Here is a 20,277-nt window from a genome sequence, read left to right as displayed (position 1 = left end):
CATGGACTCCATCCTCCCAATAAATGGAGCCTCCAGGAAACCCGGTACGGTTCAGCTTCGCGCTTGACCCGTCGCTGGAGGCTTCTCATCCCGGCCTTTGTGAAGGACACCTCCTGCAGGTAGCCGAGCACCAGCAGCTCGAACGCGGCTGACGGCAGCCAGTCGACATCGGTCCGGAATCCGAACACCGCGCAGGCGCCGGTCCGTCGCACGAACCTGTTCAACTGATGGCCATTAGCGTCGAGGCTACTGCACGATCCGAAGTGGAGCACACGTCCCTTGCAGGCGCCCTGAAGCCGTATCCACCTATGCGGAGCTCTGCATAGCCGGATCAAGCCCACGGGTGTGATCAGTCGCGCAGAGAATAGCTGGTGCTACGCCCGCCTCCGGTATCCTGCTGCAGGATGCCGTTTTCGATCAGGGCATGGATATCACGCAGTGCCGTGTCATGTGAGCACTTGGTGAGCTTCGCCCACTTGGTCGTCGTCAACTTACCCTCGAACCCGTCAAGCAATCGGTTGATGAAAGCCCGTTGCCGGTTATTGATGCTGATATGCACCGTGCGCTCCCAGAACCGTGCCTTGCGCACGACGGCCGCCAGCGTCTCCTCGGTACCAACGAAGGCGCGGCCCAGACACGCCAGGAACCATTCCACCCAGGGCGTTACGTCGAGGTTGCCCTTCTGTGTGTGCTCAAGGATGTCGTAGTAGTCGTTCCGCTCGATATGGATCTGCGCCGACATGCTGTAGAAGCGCTGAGCGCTCCCCTCCGAGCGCGCGAGTTGCCAGTCCGCGATCGCGCGCGCGATGCGCCCGTTGCCATCCTCGAACGGGTGGATCGTGACAAACCACAGATGCGCCAGAGCCGCCCGCAGGACCGCATCAGTCTTGGACTCTGAATCGTTTGACCACGCAAGGAAGGCAGCCGTTTCCTTGTGCAGCAGTTCGGCTGCCGGCGCCCTGTAGTGCACGTGCTCCTTGCCGACTGCACCCGATACGATCTCCATCGGCCCTTCGGCATCGTCGCGCCATGCGGCAACCTTGATCTTGCGCATGCCGCTATAGCCGGTGGGGAAGAGCGCTGCGTGCCAGCCAAATAGACGCTCCTCGCTCAGCGGTTGGGCAAAGTTCTGTGTGGCATCGAGCATCATCTCCACGACACCCTCGACGTCCCGGCCCACTGCCACGGTGCCCGCCGTCTCGAGCCCCAGGCGCCGTGCGATGGAGGATCGCACCTGTTCCGCGTCCAGCTTTTCGCCTTCGATCTCACTGGATTTGAGAACGTCGAGCGTAAGTGTGCGCAACTCCGCCTCCTTCTGAAAGGGAAAACCCAGCCCTTCCATGCGCCCCAGGAGCCGGCCCTGCTGGTGCCGGATCTCGGCCAGCGGCCCGGCCAGAGTCTCCTGATCCCATCGAAAACGGGGCCATGCTGGCTGTTGGTGGATGTACCGAGGGCCCATTCTACGCACTCCTTGCGTATATTATACGGTCTATTCGACGCACTGGCAAGACAAAATACGCATTAAATGCGTTGTTTAAAGTGGGCCAATCTACGCAAGCCGACGGCTCAATACCCCATCGCCTGTCAATCCTTCCAGCCGAGAGTGTCCACTTCAAGGGGCGCACTCCAACGGCTCCCAATAAATCGAGCCTCTAGGAAACCCGGTACGGTTCAGGATTCGGTTACCGCTTCAATACCACTTCGGAACCGGAAGCGAGGACCTTCGATTGATCATCGAAACCGCGGCCATAGCCTGGTGCCGAAGGGGCGTGGCACTAGTACGCGCTGGGCGCGATCACAAGCAGCGTCGCGCCCTGTTCGGCGTCGAACGCGAGGCAGGCCCGGATATCTTCACGCGTAAGGTCGGGGAAGTCGCGGAGCACGTCTTCCTCGGACATGCCGCTCGCCAAGTAGTCGAGTACGTCGGAAACAGTGATGCGCAGTCCGCGGATGCAGGGCTTGCCGCTACGTTTTCCGGGCTCGATGGTGATCCGGTCCGAGTGAGCCATAAAGCCAGCCTATGCAAGGTCCGGCCATCGGTCAAGGTTGGCACAGTGCTCCCCCGCTGCCCCGGCTCCGCCCGAAGACCAAGAGTAGGGCAGGCTGTTGCCCGACGAAGACGCGGCCGACGAATGGGTGAAGCGGCCGAACGCGGCGCCCCCGTTCGGTGGTCGCTCGGCGCTGGACCGGATGATGTCCGGGCAGGTCGCGGACCCTTTTCCTCGTTCGGCAGTACGTCGACGCGGAGTGCGGCGGCTGGGCGTGACGCCACCGGTCGCCCGCATTGCGTGGAGACCGTCCTGGCGCGTTCTTCCCAGTCGATTCCCGACGATTGCCGTCTTCGAACGAGTGGCCGGACCGCAGGACCTGGAAGCGGTCCTCGAGTTGGAAGCGTTGACCAATCCCCGGCTGCGGGACGAGGCCGGAGACATCCGGCTGGTTCCGACTGAAGACCGCGTGTGGATGACCTGCGATCACCACACAGACGCCGCTACCTTCCCTCGAAGGTCAGCGTGGGACCGACACGACATGCAGGGTGAAGTGCTCCCAGGGCCCCAAGCGCGAACCGCGACGAGCCCAGTCCGGAGGGACTAGCGATGACGCTGCCAGGTGGCGCGGCCCTCAACTCCGTCGTCACCCATCAGCGACAGCACCAGCGTGTCGCCGTCGTCCGCGAGGTCGTACGAGTAGCTCAGCGTCCTGCCCCGCACATCCGGTCGAGACCCGCCCTCGACCTCATGCTCGACGACTTTCCGAAAGACGTTCACGTCATATCGGCCGTAGTAGGCCAGATAGCTCTCACGGCTTGAAAGCTGGACCGACACCCGGCCGCTGGCGTCATACGACAGCATCCCGTCGGTGAACGCCGAACCGTCCGCGGCCGCCCCACCGACCCGCTCGAACGACGAGAGACCGAACGCGCCGACGAACCGGGCCATCTGCTCGGTGGCCCGCGCGCCGTTCAACATCAGCGTCATGCTTCGATTGCCTTCGTGACAGGCAAACTCGTAGATCGACTCCTCGGTGTTGGTCAGAGGGTACTCCGCCGACCACGGCTCCGTGAACGAGTCCGGGTCGTAGACGGTGTACTCCTGATGCATCGTGGCCCGGTCGATCCGCGTCAGACGCTGCACCAGACGCATACCCGCCCCGGACCCCGCAAAGGTCCAGCGCGGGTCGAAGTTCGTCGATTCGATCACCAGGGTGTCGCCGTCCCAGGAGCCGCGCGAGGTCCCGGTCCACTGCTGGATGGCGCTGGACACCTGCGGCCGGTCGTCCAGCGGGATCGTGATCGTGGAGTTGATGAACTCGTAGTGGATGACCACATGATCCGGGGTCTGGAAGATCCGGGCCGGGAACGCACTTCCTCGGAGCGGCAGCATCCCGCCCACCAGGCAGCGTTCGTCCAGTGCCCGGTCCTCGGGGCCCTCCGGGATGCCGCTCATACGCCGACCTGGCATGCCCACCCGGTAGCGGCCTTCCTCGGTGCGTGGAATCCGCCCGTTCTCGGGTGAGACGACGAGCGACGTGCGCCCGTCCAGCAGCGGATGGTCGTAGATGGACTGGTCGACCCCGCCATCGCCCAGCTCGAAGTCGGCGCTCAGGGCCCGATCGAGCCCCTCGCGGATGCGGCTCCGCCGCGTGGCAAGAAACTCCGCCTCTTCTTCTTCTGTCAGACGAAGTCTGTCCTCGAATTCGGCCGGTCGCTCGAGGGGCGTCATCGTGGGAAGCGACCAGGTCCCCTGGAGATCCGGCACGCCCCAGGGCGTACGGGGCGGGCCCGCCTCGTCGGCCGGCTGCGCCAGCGCCGAGCACGGAAGCGCCGCGAGGGCGCCGGCCAGCCCGAGGCACCGCAGGACGTACCGAGCCATGCTCATGGTCTCGTCTCCGCTTTCAGTCGCCGCAACTCCTCCCGCGACCGGAACGGGCGGAAAGGGATACATCTCTTCAAGGTCAGAGCGGCTGTCGAGCTTCAGCAGGCCGCCACCATACCACGAGCAGCCCCAGAACGTGGTGCTCCGCGCGGACCGCGGCGACATCGTAGTAGTAGTCCTGGTCTCTCGACAGCAGAAAGACCGTTTCGTGCGCCTTGGTCGGCCGGTCGGCGACGGACTCGGGGTGCGCGTTCGGCTTGTGCCAGATCACCTCGGACCGCACCCACCAGCCGTCATCCTGCAACGCGAAGGCCACGCGCCACGGCAGTCCGATCAGGTCCTTCTTATGTTCGACAAGGAACTCGCGTTCTTGCGAACCCGGTCCCGGAGCCCAACCGGCCCTATCGTGTCCGCCGGACCAGCCTGCGGCCACGGTCGCTGAAATAGGCACACTCCGCAAGAAGGTCGCCGTGCTCCACCCCGGCTTCGGCGATTTCAATATGCTGACGCGTAACCGGCTTGCGAGCGAAGAGCCCAGTCCCATACTGGTCGACGTGGAACTCCAGGGTTCGAGCCCGGTGCAGATCGTAGCGCGAGGTGGCGTCAACGAAACGCAGCACGTACGCGGCACGACGCGATAGCGCACCGTCGTCCAGCATGACACTGCGGTGGATGACATTCTTGTTGAATAGGAACACGTCGCCGGGCTCAAAGTCGTCCTCAACCTGGTGGGCCTCAAGCAGCTCGTCCATCACGGGGGAGTTGAGGATTCCCATCCTGAGGCCGAAGTAATCCTCTACGTTGGTCTTCTTTCCGGCGCGCTCCCTGGCCTTGAGCGCTTCGACCACCGCCAAGTCCGCGGAGTAGACGAACTCGCCCGACAGGACATGCTCGGGAACGTAGGCCATCCCGCCGCGCTGTCCTGTCGTATCTACAGGATGGAGCGGTGCCCACAACGTACACCCGAAATCTTCGGCGAACTGGTATCCGAAGCTCTGTACGCCGACATGCCATGGCAGCCCCTTGTTGACGTTCTTCTCGATTTCGAAGGACATCTCGAATGCGAGGAACAGCTCGCATCCTGTCAGGTCGGTCAACGCCTGCCGAAAGTAGGCGCGCTCCAGCAATTCGAAGATGTGCGTCTTGTCGCTTTCAAAGTCGTACTGGACGCGATTGAACACGGAATCGGACCTAGCGCGGTCACTCTTTCCTCGATTGAGATCGACCGCCATTCCCCGGGCCAATTCGGTGTCAACGCGATTGAGCAGCATTCGGACCACGCTGGCATTCAGAAACCCGTTCAGCTTCACAAATCCATCGCGCGAAAACCGTTCGATCTGCTCGCGGGTAACACGGAACTCGCTATCAAAGGGATGTGGCGTCATCGACTGGCCTCTAGGACCGCAAACCCCGCCCTCTTCGCTCCGCGCCCGCGAGGGTAGGACAACCGACGAGACCGCTGCAAGCGCGCCGATTGGGACCATGTCGGGTCGATCACGTCCCACCCGGTCGCCGAGGTCTCGCCGTCGGCTGCCGTCGCCGTCTCCCGATCGCGGCCACGGTTACCAGCCCGGAAGCGTCGTGCCAACGGTGCGTCGGGCCCGACCGCTTCCGGGAGCCGTCTCGATTGCTCATTTCCATGATGCTACCGAATCAGGCGAGCGGCCTGCAAGAGCAAGAAACGACACCCGTCGAAGTGGTACAGCGCCGTCATCGTAGCAGGTCCCATTCCCGCCCCCACCCATGGGGATGTTCGCGGTTGCCTGACCGACTCGCTACGGAATTGCGACGACCGTTGGCTCCGCCGGGTCCATTGCCGTGTGCCCGCCAACGGAAACCGCGAGCCCGTGGGCGTGACTCTCAACGCGAATGTTGACGCAGTGCGAGGTGCCCGGATTGCCCGCATCAGTCTGGGAGCTAGGATGGAAGAAGAAGCCCGAAGTCAGCGAGTGCCACGAGCCGTTACTGCGGGCCATCGCATTTCGAATAGCCGCCTGGCGCACGGGTTGCGCCAGACACGTCGGTGCGTCGCGCCGGAAGTCCTCCACGAAGAATGAAAAGTCGTGTCCCAAGTCAATCCGACGTGCGTCCCGCAGCGTGCCGATGAAACGGCGCGCGCCCGTGGACTGGTCCGTCACATGTAGCGTCAGACTCGTGCCGCCTCTCAATTCGGCCGCCTCGACCTCAAAGAGGTACGTCGCATTTGTGCGCCAGGGGTAGTTCAACTCGCACGCCCTGCCCGTGCCTTCATTCCCGAACATCCTGCAATGGACGCCGTCCCCTTCCCGGACGACCTCAGCGCCTCCTTGGTCATTGTCCCAGACCGAGAACTGCAGTTGACGGTCATAGAGACGACCACCACGCTGCAACCCGGCGTAGCCTCTGGCCCACTGCAGGGCGGCATAGTACGTGCCGACCGGTTCTGTGAGGGGCGTTAGTTCTGCGGCGATGCCGTCGGCGCCCCGGAACGAGTTTTGCACAAATACGGTAAGCGCACTCAAAGGCGGCGACCGTGATCGCAAGCTCGTTGTCTCGACCACAGCGGCTAGCTCCTCCGTGCCGTGCTGCACTCGTAGCGTCAGGTGGCCTTGCCCCGGCGTTCCCGCGACCCAGTCCGCTTCGATTCGTCCGTTCGCAGTGGTCGTTCCTTCTGATGGAAACACCCATCCGGCATGCGAGTCGGCCTCCCACCGATACGAGGCACCGGCAATAGGTTGGCCTTCTTGGTCGAGCACGACGGCGGTGAGCGGGCGAGGCGACATCTTGCCCGCCTCGACTCTTGGGAGGCCAGAGAACTCGACAGAAGCAAGCATCTGGGGCAACGAGGGAGTGATGGGATTCATCGGCGTCGGACTGACCGGACTGTCTTTGCACGCGGCCAGCGCACAGGCGGTGACCAACAGAAACAGGAACCGCTTCCAGCTTGCCTTCAGTACGAACAGACCGACGAGGTAACGCATGCGATTCTCCGGGGTCTTGGCAAGGACTTCACACGAAATCCGGACCCCAGTAGGCTAGCTCACAGAATGTGAATTTTGGATGAGTGTCTTCGCATATTTAGCGTGGATATCATAAAATACTGTCGATACGCTGGCATGCAGCGTGACGGGAGTAGACCAATGAAGTCCGACGATGGGCCGACGCGCGAGATCGAGATGCTACGAGAACGCATCTCGCGGCTGAGCGCCGCGAGCGTACGCATCAGTTCGAGCCTCGACGTCGAGACCGTGCTGCGCGAAATCGTCGGAAGCGCGCGCTCTCTGACCGGCGCCCGCTACGGCGCCATCACCACCGTCGACGATGCCGGCGAGCTTCAGGATTTCGTCGCGTCCGGCTTCTCGCCGGACCAGTACCAGGAGATGCTTGGGTGGGCCGACGGGCGGGGGTTCTTCGAACACCTGCGCGACCTCGACGTTCCCCTGCGGCGGGCGGACTTCGCCGGCTACGTCCGGACCCTCGGCTACACGCCGATCCCGGTTCTCTCCCGGAGTCTTCAGGCCACCCCGATGCGCCATGGGGGGCAGCGACTCGGCACCTTCTGCCTGAGCGAGAAGGAAGGCGCCGGGGAGTTCACGAGCGAAGACGAGGAGCTGCTGGTGCTGTTCGCCTCCCAGGCTGCGGCAGCGGTCGCCAACGCGCGTGCGCATCGCGACGAGCAGCGGGCTCGCGCTCGCGTTGAGGCCCTGGTGGACACTTCGCCGGTCGGTGTCGCCATGTTCAACGCGTCGACCGGCCAACTGGTGTCGGTCAACCGCGAGACGAAGCGGATCTTCGAGAGCCTGCGGACGCCGGGCGAGCCAACGGAACAACTGCTGGAAGTGATTACGTGTCGGCTGGCGGACGGGCGCGAATTCGCCCTCGACGAGTTTCCGCTGGCGCAGGAGTTGACCAGCGGCGAGACGATGCGCGGCGAGGAGATCGAGGTGTCGGTTCCCGACGGGCGGCGCCTCACCGTGCTGCTCAACGTGACGCCGATCGAGGCGGACGGCGAGGTCGAATCGGTGGTGGTGACGTTCCAGGACCTGGCGCCGCTGCGGGAGCTGGACCGGCAACGGACGGAGTTCGTGAGCCTGGTCAGCCACGAACTGCGCGCGCCGCTCACCTCCATCAAGGGCTCGACGGCCAGGTTGCTGGATGCGCCGCGCGAGCTGGACCGGGCCGAGATGCGCGAGTTCCACCGGATCATCGACGAGCAGGCCGAGCACATGTACGGCCTCATCGGCGACCTGCTGGATGCGGGGCGCATCGACACCGGCACGCTGTCGGTTTCACCGGAGCCCTCCGAGGTGGCGCGCCTGATGGAGCAGGCGCGGAACACGTTCGTCGGCGGCGGGGGCCGGCACGCGGTACTCATCGACCTTCCTTCCGGACTGCCACTGGTGATGGCGGACCGGCGGCGCATCGTGCAGGTGCTGAACAACCTGTTCGCGAATGCCGCCAGGCATGCGCCGGAGTCGTCGCCGATCCGCGTGGCGGCGGTGCGCGAGGGCGTGGACGTGGCGGTCTCGGTGGTCGATGAAGGCAGCGGCGTCGCGCCGGAACAACTGCCGCACCTGTTTCGCAAGCACGCCGATGTCGTTGCCGGCGACCGGGGGAGCGGACTCGGGGGCGGGCTGGGTCTGGCCATCTGCAAGGGCCTGGTCGAGGCCCACGGCGGCCGCATCTGGGCGGAAAGCGCAGGCCTCGGCCACGGCACGCGCGTCACGTTCACGGTTCCCGTGAGCGAGCAAGCCAACGCGGGCCAGGAGACCGGCGCCAGCGATCCGCATGGACCTGACCAGGAGCGCGACCCGGTCCCCATCCTGGTGGTGGACGACGACCCGCAGACGCTGCGCCACGTGCGCGACACGCTGGCGCAGGCTGGCTACGCGGCAATCGTGACCGGCGACCATCGCGAGTTGTCGCGGATCATCCGCGCCGAACATCCCCAACTGGTCCTGCTCGACCTCATGCTGCCCGAGACCGACGGCATCGAACTGATGGCGAGCGTGCCCGAGCTGGCCGACCTGCCCGTCATCTTCCTCTCCGTCTACGGTCGCGACGAGACGGTCGCCAGGGCCCTGGAGGCCGGCGCCGCCGACTACATCGTCAAGCCCTTCTCGCCAACCGAGCTGATTGCGCGCATCCGGGCCGAGCTGCGCCGGCGCACCGAGCCCGACGCCTTCGTGCTCGGAGACCTGACCATCCGTTACGAGCAGCGCCGGGTGAGCGTCGCCGGGGAAGACGTGGAGCTGACCGCCACCGAGTTCGACCTGCTGCGCGCGCTCTCACTCAACGCCGGGCGGGTCTCGACCTACGCAGCGCTGTTGCGCAAGGTCTGGGCCCGGCGCAAGGGGGGCGACAGCAAGCTCGTGCGGGTCTTCATCAAGCAACTCCGCAAGAAGTTGCGCGATGATCCGAGCGAGCCCGCCTACATCTTCACCGAGCGCGGCGTCGGCTACCGCATGCCCCGGCCCGACGGTCGATGAGTCGCCGCCCTACGGCGCCGGGCGGGCCCGCTGGGGCACATGGCCAAGGGTGGCGCAATTGGTCTTCCTTCACTGTTCCAGCACGTACTCGCGCCCGGCCGTGACTCGTAGCGCGGCGGCGAAGGCGAGCAGCCAGATGGCCGCCAGCACGATGATGTTCGTCCACGTGCCGAGCGGGGTTTGGATGCTGGTGAGGATCGCCTGCAGCAGGCTGAGCGAGTCGCCCTGCGGCATAGCGTGCGGGACGAGCCCCTGCAGGTAGTAGGCGACAGTCAGGTACTTCATGTAGCCCGGAAGGACGGTCACGATCGGCTCCCAGCCGAAGACGACGACGAGGCCGGTGAGGAGCGGGCGGCGGAACCAGGCGCCGACGAGCGCGAACAGCGCGCCGTAGACGGCGAGGCCGGCCGCGACCATGGCGAGGTCGATGGCGAGCGACGGGAACTCGCGGCCGATGCTGCCGTCCAGGATGGGCACCACCAGGAAGTAGACGAGGATCACGGATGGCAACACGACGACGGCGGTGCAGACGAGGTAGGCGAGGTACTTGCCGGCAAGCACGGCGCCGCGCGGAATGGGGCGCGTGAACAGGTAGGTGAGGGTCCGGTCCTCGACCTCGTCGGCGATCAGCGCGGTGCCGTAGAACACGCCCAGCACGGGGACGGTGAACCGGAGGTAGAAGGTCCACACCATCAGGCCGAAGATGGCGGGACCGTTGAGGCTGACGGGACGGCCGTTCACCGCCGCCGCGCCGTCGAACGCGCCGGATTCGGTCACGACGCGCAGGAGCAGGGCGAGCACGACGGGGCCGGCCGCCACCAGGGCCATGAAGATGGTTCGGCGCGACCAGAGCATCTCGCCGACGCTGACGTCGAAGACCCGCAGCGCGGCGGTGACGAACGTCGGCGCGGCGGGCGCCTGATCGGACTTCATCCGCGACTCACTCCTTCACCAGGTAGGCGAAGACCGCCTGCAGGTTGTCGTCCGGCGAGGTGACCTCTCCCACGTCGCCGGCCTCGTCGGTGGCGGCCAGCGCCGTGAGCCGCGTATAGAAGTCGTCCGGCCGGTTCGTCTGCGCCACGATGGCGCCTTCCTCGAGGTGCATGGCCATGACGTCCGGGTGCTCCAGCAGGTGGCGCGCCAGCCGCCGCGGGTCGGAGGCGGTGATGCGCACGGTGTGGGGGTGTTCATCGATGAGGCCGCGAATGTGATGCACGTCCCCCTCGGCCAGGATGCGTCCCGCGTGCAGCAGCAGGACGTTCGACGTCATCCGCTCGATCTCGTGCAGGACGTGGCTCGACACGATGACGCTGCGGCCGGATTCGCCCCAGGCCCGGATGGCGGCGATCACCTTGCGCCGGCCGATGGGATCGAGGCCCGCGAGCGGCTCGTCCAGCACCAGCAGCTCCGGGTCGTGGGCGATCGCCTGGGCCAGCTTGATGCGCTGCCGCATCCCCTTGCTGTAGCCGCCGATCTTCCGATCCGCCGCCGCCGTCAGGTCGACCGCCTCGAGGGCGCGGGCCGCGGCGTCCGCCGCCGCCGCGCCGTCGTAGCCGCTGAGGCGGAGCAGGGCGGTCAGCCATTCCATCCCCGTCATCCCGTCGTAGCAGCCGTCGTGGTCCGGGCAGTACCCGATACGGCGGAACGCGGCGGGGTTCCCCCAGATGGGTTCCCCCAGCACGTCGATTGTCCCCTGGCTCGGCCGGAGCTGGCCCGTCACCAGTTTCAGCAGCGTCGACTTGCCGGCCCCGTTCGGTCCGAGGAGGCCGCTGATGCCGGGGGGAATGTCCACGGTGACGTCGTTGAGGCCGATGACCTCGCCGTACCACTTCGACAGGCCGCGCGCGGCGACCACGCTCACGACACCACCTCGACGCCGCGCACGCGCCGGCCGAGTACCCAGACGGAGAGCCCGATGAGCGCCGCGACGATGAGCAGCGAAACGACCCACGGCGTGTCGTAGCGGGGGTCCGCGCCGAAGATCACGTCGCCCACCTGCTGCTGGCTGGCCGTGAAGGAGAGCCACGACCACGCGGAGCTGCCGGTGACGCCCCGAAGCACGTCGAACATCGCTCCCGTGAAGATCACGGCGCCGGCGTACATGACCCCGACGTAGCGCGCGCTGGTCGAGAGCGACGACAGCGCGACGATGGTGATGGCCGCGACCAGCGACTGCAGGAGGCCGTACGCGGTCACCGCCGGGAGGAGGAACGCGTGTTCGCGGACGAACTCGAGGCTGCCGGTGAACATCGTCTGCAGGACGAGCAGCAGCAGGGCCTGCACCCAGGTGATGAGCAGCAGGAACGCCATCACCGCCGTCAGCTTGCCGGCGACGTACTCCCAGCGCGTCAGGGGCCGGGCGAGATAGAGGGGCAGCGCGTTCGCCTGCCGGTCGTTCGCGATGGCGCCCGCGCCGGTGTAGATGGCGACGATGAAGACGAAAAAGGCCTGGCTGTCGAAGAAGTCGCGGAACGTCGCCGGGGTCGGGGCGATGAAGCCCTCGACCTGCGGGAAGTTCGCGGCCAGGTAGAACACGACGCCGCGGACGAAGAACTGCATCCAGGCGAAGAGCAGCACGAGGAGGAAGAGCTTCGACGAGAACATCCGCCGGATGCCGTTTCGCCCGATCACCCACCACGCGCGCCCCGGCGGGCGCCGCGTGCCGGCGTAGCGGGCGTAGCCCTGGTCGTGAATCGGCATGGCGGGATCAGGACTCTCCGACGGCGCGGGCGAAGACCTCCTCCAGGGTCTGCACGCTCGGCTGCAGGTGCCGGACCTGCACGTCGGCCTGCACGGCGAGGGCGAAGAGATCGCGGGCCGAGCGGCCGTCCCCGATGAGGACCCGGAGGAGGTTGTCGTCCGACGGGTGGCACTCGGCGCCGGCCGCGCGCAATGTCTCCACGAAGCGGTCCGCGTCTCCCTTGATCCGCACCTCGAACGCCTGCCGGTCGTCTCCCTTGAGCTCCGCGATCGGCCCGGCCGCGACGACGCGGCCCTCGTGCAGCACCACCACGTTGTCGCACGCCGCCTCGACATCCGGGAGAACGTGCGACGAGACGATGACGTTCACGCCCTTCCGCTGGGCGAGGTCGCGAATCAGATCGAGCATCTCGGCGCGCCCCTTCGGGTCCATGCCGTTCGTCGGCTCGTCGAGGAAGAGCAGATCGGGGTCGTGGACGAGCGCCTGCGCCAGCTTGATCCGCTGCTTCATGCCGGCCGAGTAGGTGTCGACCATACGGTAGCGCGCCTCGCCGAGGCCGACGTACTGCAGCACGGCATGCGCCCGCTGCATCGCATCGGCGGGCGGCAGGCCGGCCAGCTCGCCGCAGCAGGCGGTGAACGCGATGGCGTTCAGGCCGGGAAAGTGCGCGTCCGATTCCGGCATGTAGCCGAGGCGCGCGCGGATCTCGAGGGAGCGTTCGGTGACGTCGAGGTCGAACACCGACAGGCTTCCCGCGCCCCCGTCGGGAGGAACGAAACCGAGCAGCGCCTTCAGCAGCGTGCTCTTGCCCGCGCCGTTCGGCCCGAGCAGGCCGACCGCGCCGGGCGGAAAGGTGGCGTCGACATTGTCGAGCGCGCGCTGGCGTCCGTAGGTGATGGTGACGCCGTCAAGGCGAGCTACTGGCTCCGGTGCGGTGGTCACTGTGGGAGCTTCCAGAGGGTTCGACGGGTCGAACGCTGGCTGTGTTCAGTCCATTCTAGTTGCCTCGGTGAGAGGGCGTCATGTTCCACTGGCTATCGATTGACTTGACGTGAATCTCCTGTGTCACACGTCATGCATCGTGTTACAGTAACGATATCCAAGTCGTTCACAAGGGGCTCCTGGCGTTCTACGAGCGGGGGGATGCCCGTCGCCTCCCCGCGTCGCTGGTACCGAGGATCCGACGGATCCTGTCGGACTTGGACGCAGCCGTGGTGCCCGGAGACATGAACTTGCCCGGCTATCGTCTGCACCCGCTGACTGGCGACCGCCGCGGCCAATGGAGTGTGAGAGTTTCCGGAAACTGGCGCATCGTGTTTCGTTTCGAGGATGGCGTGCCGGTTGGCGTGACCTTGGTCGACTACCACTAGAGGGGGCACGATGCCGACGATGTACGACCCGACCCACCCGGGAGAGAGTCTCCGAGATGCACTGGCGGCCGAAGGCTGGACGGTGACCGAGGCGGCCGAGAAGCTGGGCTGCACGCGGCAGACCTTCTCACGCTTGTTGAACGGTCGCACCGGCGTTTCGCCTGCAATGGCGCTTGCCCTAGAACGCATCGGTTGGAGCAACGCGGCGTTCTGGGTGCGCCGGCAAGCGCAGTACGACTTGGCACAGGAACGTATTCGCCAAGAACGGGTCGTGGCATAGCCTGCTGCCCTTTTCGTTGGGCAATCTCGCGGCATGTCTGCCGTCTCACCGGAAGTGCGGCGCTAGTCCACCCCGCTCGTGACCGCCCAGTGGTCGCTCACGCGGCGAGCCTCTTCCGCACCGGGCCACGGCGGCATGGTGACAATCACCAACTGGAGGTCTTGGTTGCCAGTGCTGCGGAACTGGAAGTGCGTTCCGCACTCGATGCTCAGAGAGATACCCGGCTCGACGTCGATCACTGATTCGGCGTCCTCACGCCGTCGCCAGACTTGCCCCTTCCCGGCGAGGACGTACCAAAGCTCGTCGACCGTGGCGTGGACGACCGCTATCGTGACAGCACCCTTTGGCAGCGTGCAATGCACCATGCTGCCGCCCGGTACCGTGACCAGTTCGCGAATCCGCGAACCGTCTGGGGCGAGGACCGCCTTGCCGTCCGCTAGACGCACCGTCTGCATCCACATCCTCCGTCCGACCTATCCGGGTTACGCCGAGCCCGACAGGCAGTAAGTCCTGTCCGGCTACGGGTCGGCGAAGCGGACCACCGTGTTGCCGCGGCCCTCGTTGCGTTCGAAGAGCTCGGAAGCTCCGTCGGTCGCGCCCGTAGCAGAGCACTCGATCGGCCCCCGCCGCGGTTGGGGACGCCTGCTTCTCGGGCGTGCTGACGCCGGCGATCACCTGCGCGTCCATCGCCTTGGCAAGCTCGATGGCGGCCAGGCCTCGCGCAGCGGGTCGGGGGTGGCAACGGGAGCGCCCGCCTCTTCCAGACCGGAGTAGCGGTGGCAGCGGATGGCCCGCATGGGATCGGGTGTCGTGACTACAGGCATCCCCCGATCATCTCACGCGAGAATCGGCGCAACTCGTCGCGGATTCTACACTGCCATCGTGCTAGCATAGTGACTGCACTTGGTGGCTCCATGGGTACTCTGACCATACGCAACCTCGACGATCGGGTAATCGACAAGCTCAAGGCCCAGGCCCAGGCGAATCAACGTTCGCTGGAAGGCGAGGTTCGCCACGTGCTGGCGGACCACACAGACCGTCGCTCTCGCATGGCGGAGTTTCGAGAGCGGACAAAGTGGCTCGCGTCCGCAACTGCCGGTACTCCGCAGTCCGACAGCGTTACGCTGCTGCGGGCTGATCGGGACCGGTGAATCTGACCGTCGACGCCAGCATTGTCGTGAAGTGGTTCGTGGAGGAACCGCTTCGCGACAAGGCTCGCCGCCTGCTGTCCCACAGGCTGGGTCTGCACGCTCCCGAAATCCTGCTCGCCGAGTTCGCGAACACCATCTGGAAGAAGGCTCGCACGGGGGAGATCGACGACCCGCAGCCGTACTTCGACGAGCTGGCGCGGCTCCGGGATAACGTCACACTGCATCCCTATGGCCAACTCGTTGAACACGCGGCGCAGATTGCCACCGCTATTGACCATCCGGTCTACGACTGCCTCTACTTGGCGTGCGCAGAGGCGACAGCGTCGGCGCTAGTCACGGCCGACAAACGGTTCGCCAGGAAGATCGCCGAGCATATGCCGGGCGCGGATGTGAGATACATCGGTGCGCCAGGCGTGGCCGAAACGATCACGGCGGCGGCGACTGCTCTGGTCATCAGTCGAGAGAAGGTCGAGATGCTGAGCGATGCTTATGACGTCTCTGCCGCCACGGATGAGCACGTTATCGCTTCCCTTCGCGGCCAAAGCACGATGCCGCCGGCCTTGACGCCCGAGGACTTGGACTTGATGGCGGACTCACCTTCCTCCAGGCGGCTCGTCGACATGATCGGCGCATTGAGTGACGAAGAACGTGTCGATCTGCTAGCACTTGGATGGTTCGGTGCGGGGCTGCAGAACAGTGACTGGCGAAAGAACTTCGAGCATGCCAGTGGATTGGTGGGGCGGGTTAGCCATCACTACGTGGCCGGTTACGGTGAATACTGGCGGAGGGGATACGCACTCGTGTCAGGCCTGAAACAGACCTGACAGCCGCGACCAGGGGCTATCCAGCGGTCGCGACATTGAGGACAGTCTCGAAGAGGGTGGGCCGCATGACAACGAAGATCAGTGTGGACGAAAGCTGTAGCCGGCTGAACGAAGCGTGGCGCCCGCGCGTCATTGCCACCCTGAATGGGCAGGAGGTCAAGCTCATCCGGGTGAAGGGCGTCTTCCCTTGGCACCACCACGAGGATGCCGACGAGTTCTTTCTGGTGTGGAAGGGACGGTTCTCGGTCGAGTTCCGCGACCGGCGAGTAGACATGCAAGAGGGAGAGTGCGTCCTGGTGCCCCGTGGCGTCGAGCACCGTACTTCTGCGATGGAGGACGCCTATGTTCTGTGCTTCGAACCGGCCGGTACGGTAAACACGGGGAATCTCGCGGCAAGTGAATTCACCGCGCCTTGCGGCGTCTCGATCTTCGATGCCGACAAGCCCGCGGGGTGACTCCCGGGCCAGGGAAGATCACCTACGGCACTTGAACCGTAACGGGCCCGAAAGAACAATCAGTCGGACGGGTCGGTGAAGCGGACCACCGTGTTGCCGCGGCCCTCGTTGCGCTCGAAGAGTTCGAAGGCCTCGATGAACCGGTCGAGAGAGAAGATGCGGTCCGCCCGCGGCGTGATTGCCCCCGTCGCCATGAAGTCAAGGATCTCGGCGACGTTCCGCTGGTGCCCCTCGGGATGGGCGTGCGCCCAGCCGGACCACATGCTGCCGACGACAACCGCCTGCTTGATGAGCAGCAGCCCCGGCCGGATCGGCCGCTGCCCGGCCGTGAACCCGACGAGGCAGATGCGGCCGAGGGGGCGGATGGCCGAGACCAGCGCCGCCTCGAACAACTCGCCCTGCACCATGTCGACCACCACGTCGACGCCTTGCGGATGGCCCAGCTCGGCCGCGGCCTGCCGGACGGCGCCCTTGAACTGACGGAAGCTCCGTCGGTCGCGCCCGTAGCAGAGCACCCGGTCGGCCCCCGCCGCGGTCGGCGCCGCCTGTTTTTCGGGCGTGCTGACGCCGGCGATGACCTGCGCGCCCATCGCCTTGGCAAGCTCGATGGCGGCCAGGCCGACGCCGCCCGACGCGCCGTCGACCAGCACGAGGCTGCCGGGCTCGACCTCGCCCAGCACCCTCAGCGAGTGGTAGGCGGGGAAGTAGTTCCGTCCCAGGTTGGCGCATCGCTCCAGCGGCACCTCGTCCGGCGCCTTCCACACCGACGCGGCCGGCGCCTTGACGACCTCCGCGAGACAGCCGATGCTCGCCTGCGCGATCGCCCGGTCGCCGGGCCGGACGTGCTCGACTCCGGCTCCCACCTCCGCCACCGTTCCAGCCGCGTCCATGCCCGGCACGTAGGGGAGGCCGGGCTTGCTCTGGTAGAGGCCCTGCGCCTGGAGCGCGTCGGGGTACTGCACTCCCGCAAACGCGGTCCGCAGCAGCACGTGGCCCGCCTCGCACGCCGGGGCCGGGATCTGGTCCAGCGACAGGACGTCGCGCAACGGGTCGGGAGTGGAAACGGGAGCGCCTGCCTCGTCCAGGCCGGAGTAGCGGTGGCAGCGGACGGCCCGCATGGGACCGGGTGTCGTGACTTCGAGCATCCTCCGATCATTTCACGCCGGAACGGCTGCGGTGAAGCGACCTATTATGTGGCCGTGCTGTTGCGGATGGCCGTGCTCGAGCGCGTCGTCTGCGGAGAGATCACGCTGATCTTCCGCCGTTGGCGCCGGCCGACCGTCCGCGCCGGAGGCAGCCTGCGGACCGCCGTCGGCATGCTGCGCATCCTCGACGTTGCGACCGTGGACGAGACCGACGTCTCCGATGCCGACGCCTTGGCGGCAGGCTACCCCTCACGCGCCGTCCTGCTGGCGGATCTCCCGGCGCGGCAGGGCTGCCGCCTCTACCGGGTCGTGGTGGCGTTCGGGGGCGCCGACCCGCGCCACGCGCTTCGGGAGCAGGCGGCGCTCTCGGACGCGGAGGTCGAGGAGGTCCTGCGCTGCCTCCGGCGGCTCGACGCGGGATCCGCGGATGGCCATTGGACCCGGCGCGCGCTGGAGGCGATAGAGGCCCAGCCGGGGGGCGTCTCCAGCCTGCTGGCCCGGCGGCTCGGTTGCGAGCGCGTCTGGCTGAAGCGGCAGATCCGCAAGCTCAAGAACCTCGGCCTGACCAGCAGCCTGCGCGTCGGCTACGAACTCTCCCCGCGGGGGCGGGTCGTGCTGGAGCACCTGCGAGGCGGGGGAGAGGAGTAGCGTCGGTTCCTCAGGCGCCGGCGGGCTGGCGCAGACGCCGCGCGATGTTGTCGACGACCACCTTGCCGTGGAAGCGTCCGTTCTCGATGAACACTTCCCCGCGGTTCGCACCGGCGACGACCGCGCCGGCGAGGTAGAGCCCGGGGACGTTGGTCTCGTAGGTCTCGGCGTCGTGCCGCGGGACGTTGTTGGCGGCGACTTCGACCCCGGCGCCGCGGAGGAAGTCGAGGTCTGCCAGGTAACCGGTGAGGAGGTAGACGCCCTCGGCCGGGAGGACCTCCGTCGGACCGCCGTTGACGGGCTGCACGACCACCTCGTGCGGGCGGATCTCGACGACGCGGGTTTCGAAGCGGGCCGGGATGGACCCTTCGGAGATCCGGTTCTCGATGTCCGGCTTGACCCAGTACTTGATGGAATCGCCCAGCACGGCGCGGCGATGGACGAGGGTCACGTGCGCTCCGCTGCGGTAGAGGTCCAGTGCCGCCTCGGCCGCCGAGTTCTTGCCGCCGACGACGACCACCGGCCGCCGGTAGAACTCGTGCGGCTCGGTGTAGTAGTGCGAGACGTGGGGCAGGTCCTCGCCCGGAATGCCGAGCTGGTTCGGGTGGTCGTAGCAGCCGCTCGCGATCACCACGGTCCGCCCCTGCCACACCTGGTCGCCATGCTCGTCGCTCCGGGTGCGCACGGTGAACGGCGCGTCGGGCGACGCTCCCGGCTCGACCGAGGTCACGCGGTAGCCGAAGTCGACCTGCAGGTCGAACGTGTCGACGACGCGCCGGTAGTAGCGGAGCGTCTCGTCGCGGGTCGGCTTGCCGTGCGGGGTCACGAAGGGCAGGCCGCCGATCTCGAGCAGGTCCGGCGTCGTGAAGAACACCATCTGAGGCGGAAAGTGGAAGATGGCGTTGACCAGTACGCCCTTCTCGAAGATACGGGTGTCGAGACCCGCCTCCTTTGCCGCGATCGCGGCGGCGAGGCCGGCCGGGCCGGCGCCGATGATGATCAAGTCATGCACGGTTCATTCATCCTATCTTCCGGTGTATTCAACTAGCGCGTTGCTGATCACGGCCATGGCGCTCCCTACCGTTCGCACTTCGTCGCGTGTCTGATCGAACCGGAGCAGCTCGAGGCGCTGCCCGGCGATAACGACGCGCTCGACTCCGGCCGGAATCGGGACGAACACGCGTTCGACCCCGGCCGGCGCGAGGGCCTTTAGCCCCGCTGGCCCTGCGCCTCCGCCGACCCGGTCGACGAGGTCGGACGCGTTGCGGAACTCGCTGACGACATAGCGCCGGGCCAGGATGTCGCCGGTGGCGGTGGCGACCGCCACCTCGGCCAGGTACCGGGTATACGCGCGGCCCGCCCGCACCTCATCCTCCGAGTAGGTGTGGCGGTTGTGCAGGTCGAACGAGAGCGTCGCCTCGCCGCGCCGCGGAGGCAGCACGACGGTGATGGCCAGCGTCGGGTCCGACTGAATGAGCACGTCGCAAAACGGGACATTGGTGGTGACCCCTACGCCGAGCACCTGTGGACAGCGTACCTCGACCGGCTCGACCACCGTCGTCTGGACGGCGGCCCCGGCCGCGGCCGCAGGCACAACCGCGGGCGCCGCCGCAGCGGCGGACTCCGCCCCGGCGGCAGCCGCAACAGCGGCCACGGGTGCAGCCGCAGCGGGCGCCGCAGCACACAGCGCGATCAGCCCGGCGCGCGCAATCTTCATTCGTGTCGGGCTCCCGGGTTTGGCGCGGCGGCCGCCGCGTGCATGCCGGCCGACGGATCGAGCCGCGCGTGCAGGTCTCCCTGCAGTTTCAGCAGCTCGAGAAATTCCATGCGCGTCCGCGCGTCGCTCCGGAACGATCCCAGCATCGCGCTCGTCAGCGCGAACGAACGCTGTTTCTGCACGCCCCGCATCTCCACGCAGAGGTGCGTCGCTTCCACCACGATGCCGACCCCGAGCGGGTTCAGCTTGTCGAGCAGCACGTGCGCGATCTGGTTCGTCATCCGTTCCTGAATCTGCAGCCGCCGGGCGAAGACATCGACCAGCCGGGGGATCTTGCTCAGGCCCACCACGCGGTCGCGCGGCAAGTAGGCGATATGGCACTTCCCGAAGAAGGGCAGCAGGTGGTGCTCGCACAGGCTGTAGAAGTCGATGTCGCGAACGATGACCATCTCGTTGCAGTCGACCGTGAAGAGGGCGTCGTTCAGGACGTCGTCGACATCCTGATCGTAGCCGCTGGTGAGGAACTTCAACGCGTCGGCCACCCGTTGCGGGGTGCGGACGAGTCCCTCGCGCGTCGAGTCTTCGCCGATCTCGGCTAGGAGTATCTCGACCGCGGCGCGGACCCGTTCTTCGTTCATCGCGG

General features: G+C 66.5%; 23 protein-coding genes and 1 pseudogene. 7 read left to right on the top strand and 17 right to left on the bottom strand.

The features are described 5' to 3' along the window. The 3 genes from F4Y45_10720 to F4Y45_10710 form a co-directional block, all read right to left on the bottom strand. Nucleotides 1-224: hypothetical protein (locus F4Y45_10720; GenBank protein MXY24980.1), on the bottom strand; the 224-nt coding region annotated here is incomplete at its 3' end. Between the two features lie 125 nt (nucleotides 225-349). Beyond that, a complete protein-coding gene (locus tag F4Y45_10715) occupies nucleotides 350-1,459 on the bottom strand; it encodes a Fic family protein (GenBank protein ID MXY24979.1) in 1,110 nt (369 codons plus the stop codon). A 316-nt stretch (nucleotides 1,460-1,775) separates the two neighbouring features. Next, entirely contained in the window at nucleotides 1,776-2,009 is a 234-nt protein-coding gene (locus F4Y45_10710; protein MXY24978.1) for a DUF433 domain-containing protein, read from the bottom strand. A gap of 97 nt (nucleotides 2,010-2,106) precedes the next feature. Here F4Y45_10710 and F4Y45_10705 point away from each other — a divergent pair, with 97 nt between their 5' ends. Further along, the gene (locus tag F4Y45_10705; GenBank protein MXY24977.1) at nucleotides 2,107-2,595 is read left to right on the top strand and encodes a DUF2384 domain-containing protein; all 489 of its coding nucleotides are present in this window, start codon (nucleotides 2,107-2,109) and stop codon (nucleotides 2,593-2,595) included. Here F4Y45_10705 and F4Y45_10700 read toward each other — a convergent pair. The 4 genes from F4Y45_10700 to F4Y45_10685 form a co-directional block, all read right to left on the bottom strand. After that, complete coding sequence (locus F4Y45_10700; GenBank protein ID MXY24976.1) at nucleotides 2,592-4,040, bottom strand: lipocalin-like domain-containing protein; 1,449 nt, start codon at nucleotides 4,038-4,040, stop codon at nucleotides 2,592-2,594. The genes F4Y45_10705 and F4Y45_10700 overlap by 4 nt on opposite strands. Then, entirely contained in the window at nucleotides 3,955-4,377 is a 423-nt protein-coding gene (locus tag F4Y45_10695) for a site-specific DNA-methyltransferase (protein ID MXY24975.1), read from the bottom strand. Before F4Y45_10695 ends, F4Y45_10700 begins: the two co-directional genes overlap by 86 nt. Further along, a complete protein-coding gene (locus F4Y45_10690; protein MXY24974.1) occupies nucleotides 4,277-5,260 on the bottom strand; it encodes a hypothetical protein in 984 nt (327 codons plus the stop codon). Before F4Y45_10690 ends, F4Y45_10695 begins: the two co-directional genes overlap by 101 nt. 390 nt (nucleotides 5,261-5,650) lie before the next feature. Continuing rightward, nucleotides 5,651-6,835: a DUF3472 domain-containing protein gene (locus tag F4Y45_10685; GenBank protein MXY24973.1), complete on the bottom strand. Its 1,185-nt coding sequence runs from the start codon at nucleotides 6,833-6,835 to the stop codon at nucleotides 5,651-5,653. Between the two features lie 135 nt (nucleotides 6,836-6,970). Here F4Y45_10685 and F4Y45_10680 point away from each other — a divergent pair, with 135 nt between their 5' ends. Beyond that, nucleotides 6,971-9,343, top strand: a complete 2,373-nt coding sequence (locus F4Y45_10680) for a response regulator (GenBank protein ID MXY24972.1) — start codon at nucleotides 6,971-6,973, stop codon at nucleotides 9,341-9,343. Nucleotides 9,344-9,412: 69 nt separating this feature from the next. Here F4Y45_10680 and F4Y45_10675 read toward each other — a convergent pair whose 3' ends face one another. From F4Y45_10675 to F4Y45_10660, 4 genes are read right to left on the bottom strand one after another with little or no spacing between them, the layout of a single operon-like run. Continuing rightward, nucleotides 9,413-10,276: an ABC transporter permease gene (locus F4Y45_10675; protein ID MXY24971.1), complete on the bottom strand. Its 864-nt coding sequence runs from the start codon at nucleotides 10,274-10,276 to the stop codon at nucleotides 9,413-9,415. Nucleotides 10,277-10,283: 7 nt separating this feature from the next. Then, nucleotides 10,284-11,204, bottom strand: a complete 921-nt coding sequence (locus F4Y45_10670; GenBank protein MXY24970.1) for an ABC transporter ATP-binding protein — start codon at nucleotides 11,202-11,204, stop codon at nucleotides 10,284-10,286. Then, a complete protein-coding gene (locus F4Y45_10665; protein ID MXY24969.1) occupies nucleotides 11,201-12,379 on the bottom strand; it encodes an ABC transporter permease in 1,179 nt (392 codons plus the stop codon). Before F4Y45_10665 ends, F4Y45_10670 begins: the two co-directional genes overlap by 4 nt. Then, a complete protein-coding gene (locus F4Y45_10660) occupies nucleotides 12,051-13,001 on the bottom strand; it encodes an ABC transporter ATP-binding protein (protein ID MXY24968.1) in 951 nt (316 codons plus the stop codon). Before F4Y45_10660 ends, F4Y45_10665 begins: the two co-directional genes overlap by 329 nt. Before the next feature lie 140 nt (nucleotides 13,002-13,141). Between F4Y45_10660 and F4Y45_10655 the strand changes: the two genes are divergently transcribed. Continuing rightward, the gene (locus F4Y45_10655; protein ID MXY24967.1) at nucleotides 13,142-13,414 is read left to right on the top strand and encodes a peptidase; all 273 of its coding nucleotides are present in this window, start codon (nucleotides 13,142-13,144) and stop codon (nucleotides 13,412-13,414) included. 10 nt (nucleotides 13,415-13,424) lie between these two features. After that, complete coding sequence (locus F4Y45_10650) at nucleotides 13,425-13,694, top strand: HigA family addiction module antidote protein (protein ID MXY24966.1); 270 nt, start codon at nucleotides 13,425-13,427, stop codon at nucleotides 13,692-13,694. Nucleotides 13,695-13,756: 62 nt separating this feature from the next. Here the strand turns inward: F4Y45_10650 and F4Y45_10645 are convergent, their stop codons facing one another. After that, a complete protein-coding gene (locus F4Y45_10645; protein ID MXY24965.1) occupies nucleotides 13,757-14,149 on the bottom strand; it encodes a cupin domain-containing protein in 393 nt (130 codons plus the stop codon). A 459-nt stretch (nucleotides 14,150-14,608) separates the two neighbouring features. Here F4Y45_10645 and F4Y45_10640 point away from each other — a divergent pair, with 459 nt between their 5' ends. The 3 genes from F4Y45_10640 to F4Y45_10630 all read left to right on the top strand — a co-directional run bounded on the left by F4Y45_10640 (nucleotide 14,609) and on the right by F4Y45_10630 (nucleotide 16,124). Then, a complete protein-coding gene (locus F4Y45_10640) occupies nucleotides 14,609-14,845 on the top strand; it encodes a hypothetical protein (protein MXY24964.1) in 237 nt (78 codons plus the stop codon). Further along, entirely contained in the window at nucleotides 14,842-15,669 is an 828-nt protein-coding gene (locus tag F4Y45_10635) for a PIN domain-containing protein (protein ID MXY24963.1), read from the top strand. Before F4Y45_10640 ends, F4Y45_10635 begins: the two co-directional genes overlap by 4 nt. A 65-nt stretch (nucleotides 15,670-15,734) precedes the next feature. Then, on the top strand, nucleotides 15,735-16,124 hold the full coding sequence (locus F4Y45_10630) for a cupin domain-containing protein (GenBank protein ID MXY24962.1): 390 nt from the start codon (nucleotides 15,735-15,737) through the stop codon (nucleotides 16,122-16,124). A 59-nt stretch (nucleotides 16,125-16,183) separates the two neighbouring features. Here F4Y45_10630 and F4Y45_10625 read toward each other — a convergent pair whose 3' ends face one another. From F4Y45_10625 to folE, 5 genes and pseudogenes are all read right to left on the bottom strand, one after another. Continuing rightward, nucleotides 16,184-17,269 carry an NADPH:quinone oxidoreductase family protein gene (locus F4Y45_10625; protein ID MXY24961.1) on the bottom strand — a complete coding sequence of 362 codons (1,086 nt, stop codon included), beginning with the start codon at nucleotides 17,267-17,269 and terminating at the stop codon, nucleotides 16,184-16,186. A gap of 301 nt (nucleotides 17,270-17,570) precedes the next feature. Then, nucleotides 17,571-17,666: pseudogene (locus F4Y45_10620) on the bottom strand (calcium-binding protein). A gap of 261 nt (nucleotides 17,667-17,927) precedes the next feature. After that, a complete protein-coding gene (ypdA, locus tag F4Y45_10615) occupies nucleotides 17,928-18,929 on the bottom strand; it encodes a YpdA family putative bacillithiol disulfide reductase (protein ID MXY24960.1) in 1,002 nt (333 codons plus the stop codon). A gap of 12 nt (nucleotides 18,930-18,941) precedes the next feature. Next, entirely contained in the window at nucleotides 18,942-19,634 is a 693-nt protein-coding gene (locus F4Y45_10610) for a hypothetical protein (GenBank protein MXY24959.1), read from the bottom strand. After that, nucleotides 19,631-20,272, bottom strand: coding sequence for a GTP cyclohydrolase I FolE (gene folE, locus F4Y45_10605; protein MXY24958.1), 642 nt, complete (start codon nucleotides 20,270-20,272; stop codon nucleotides 19,631-19,633). Before folE ends, F4Y45_10610 begins: the two co-directional genes overlap by 4 nt. Nucleotides 20,273-20,277: the final 5 nt, after the last annotated feature.

Source organism: Acidobacteriota bacterium (genome assembly GCA_009838525.1).
In the GTDB taxonomy this organism is placed as follows: Bacteria; Acidobacteriota; Vicinamibacteria; order Vicinamibacterales; family UBA8438; genus VXRJ01.
This window is presented reverse-complemented; position numbering and strand designations above follow the sequence as displayed.

Excerpts from the sequence above, each read along its gene's own strand:
- F4Y45_10645 (MXY24965.1), bottom strand. The coding sequence starts at position 14,149 with ATGCAGACGGTGCGTCTAGCGGACGGCAAGGCGGTCCTCGCCCCAGAC.
- F4Y45_10675 (MXY24971.1), bottom strand. The coding sequence starts at position 10,276 with ATGAAGTCCGATCAGGCGCCCGCCGCGCCGACGTTCGTCACCGCCGCG.
- F4Y45_10715 (MXY24979.1), bottom strand. The coding sequence starts at position 1,459 with ATGGGCCCTCGGTACATCCACCAACAGCCAGCATGGCCCCGTTTTCGA.
- F4Y45_10685 (MXY24973.1), bottom strand. The coding sequence starts at position 6,835 with ATGCGTTACCTCGTCGGTCTGTTCGTACTGAAGGCAAGCTGGAAGCGG.
- F4Y45_10690 (MXY24974.1), bottom strand. The coding sequence starts at position 5,260 with ATGACGCCACATCCCTTTGATAGCGAGTTCCGTGTTACCCGCGAGCAG.
- F4Y45_10710 (MXY24978.1), bottom strand. The coding sequence starts at position 2,009 with ATGGCTCACTCGGACCGGATCACCATCGAGCCCGGAAAACGTAGCGGC.
- F4Y45_10640 (MXY24964.1), top strand. The coding sequence starts at position 14,609 with ATGGGTACTCTGACCATACGCAACCTCGACGATCGGGTAATCGACAAG.
- F4Y45_10665 (MXY24969.1), bottom strand. The coding sequence starts at position 12,379 with ATGTCGAGGCGGCGTGCGACAACGTGGTGGTGCTGCACGAGGGCCGCG.
- folE (MXY24958.1), bottom strand. The coding sequence starts at position 20,272 with ATGAACGAAGAACGGGTCCGCGCCGCGGTCGAGATACTCCTAGCCGAG.
- F4Y45_10625 (MXY24961.1), bottom strand. The coding sequence starts at position 17,269 with ATGCTCGAAGTCACGACACCCGGTCCCATGCGGGCCGTCCGCTGCCAC.
- F4Y45_10610 (MXY24959.1), bottom strand. The coding sequence starts at position 19,634 with ATGAAGATTGCGCGCGCCGGGCTGATCGCGCTGTGTGCTGCGGCGCCC.
- F4Y45_10700 (MXY24976.1), bottom strand. The coding sequence starts at position 4,040 with ATGTCGCCGCGGTCCGCGCGGAGCACCACGTTCTGGGGCTGCTCGTGG.
- F4Y45_10680 (MXY24972.1), top strand. The coding sequence starts at position 6,971 with ATGCAGCGTGACGGGAGTAGACCAATGAAGTCCGACGATGGGCCGACG.
- F4Y45_10650 (MXY24966.1), top strand. The coding sequence starts at position 13,425 with ATGCCGACGATGTACGACCCGACCCACCCGGGAGAGAGTCTCCGAGAT.
- F4Y45_10630 (MXY24962.1), top strand. The coding sequence starts at position 15,735 with ATGACAACGAAGATCAGTGTGGACGAAAGCTGTAGCCGGCTGAACGAA.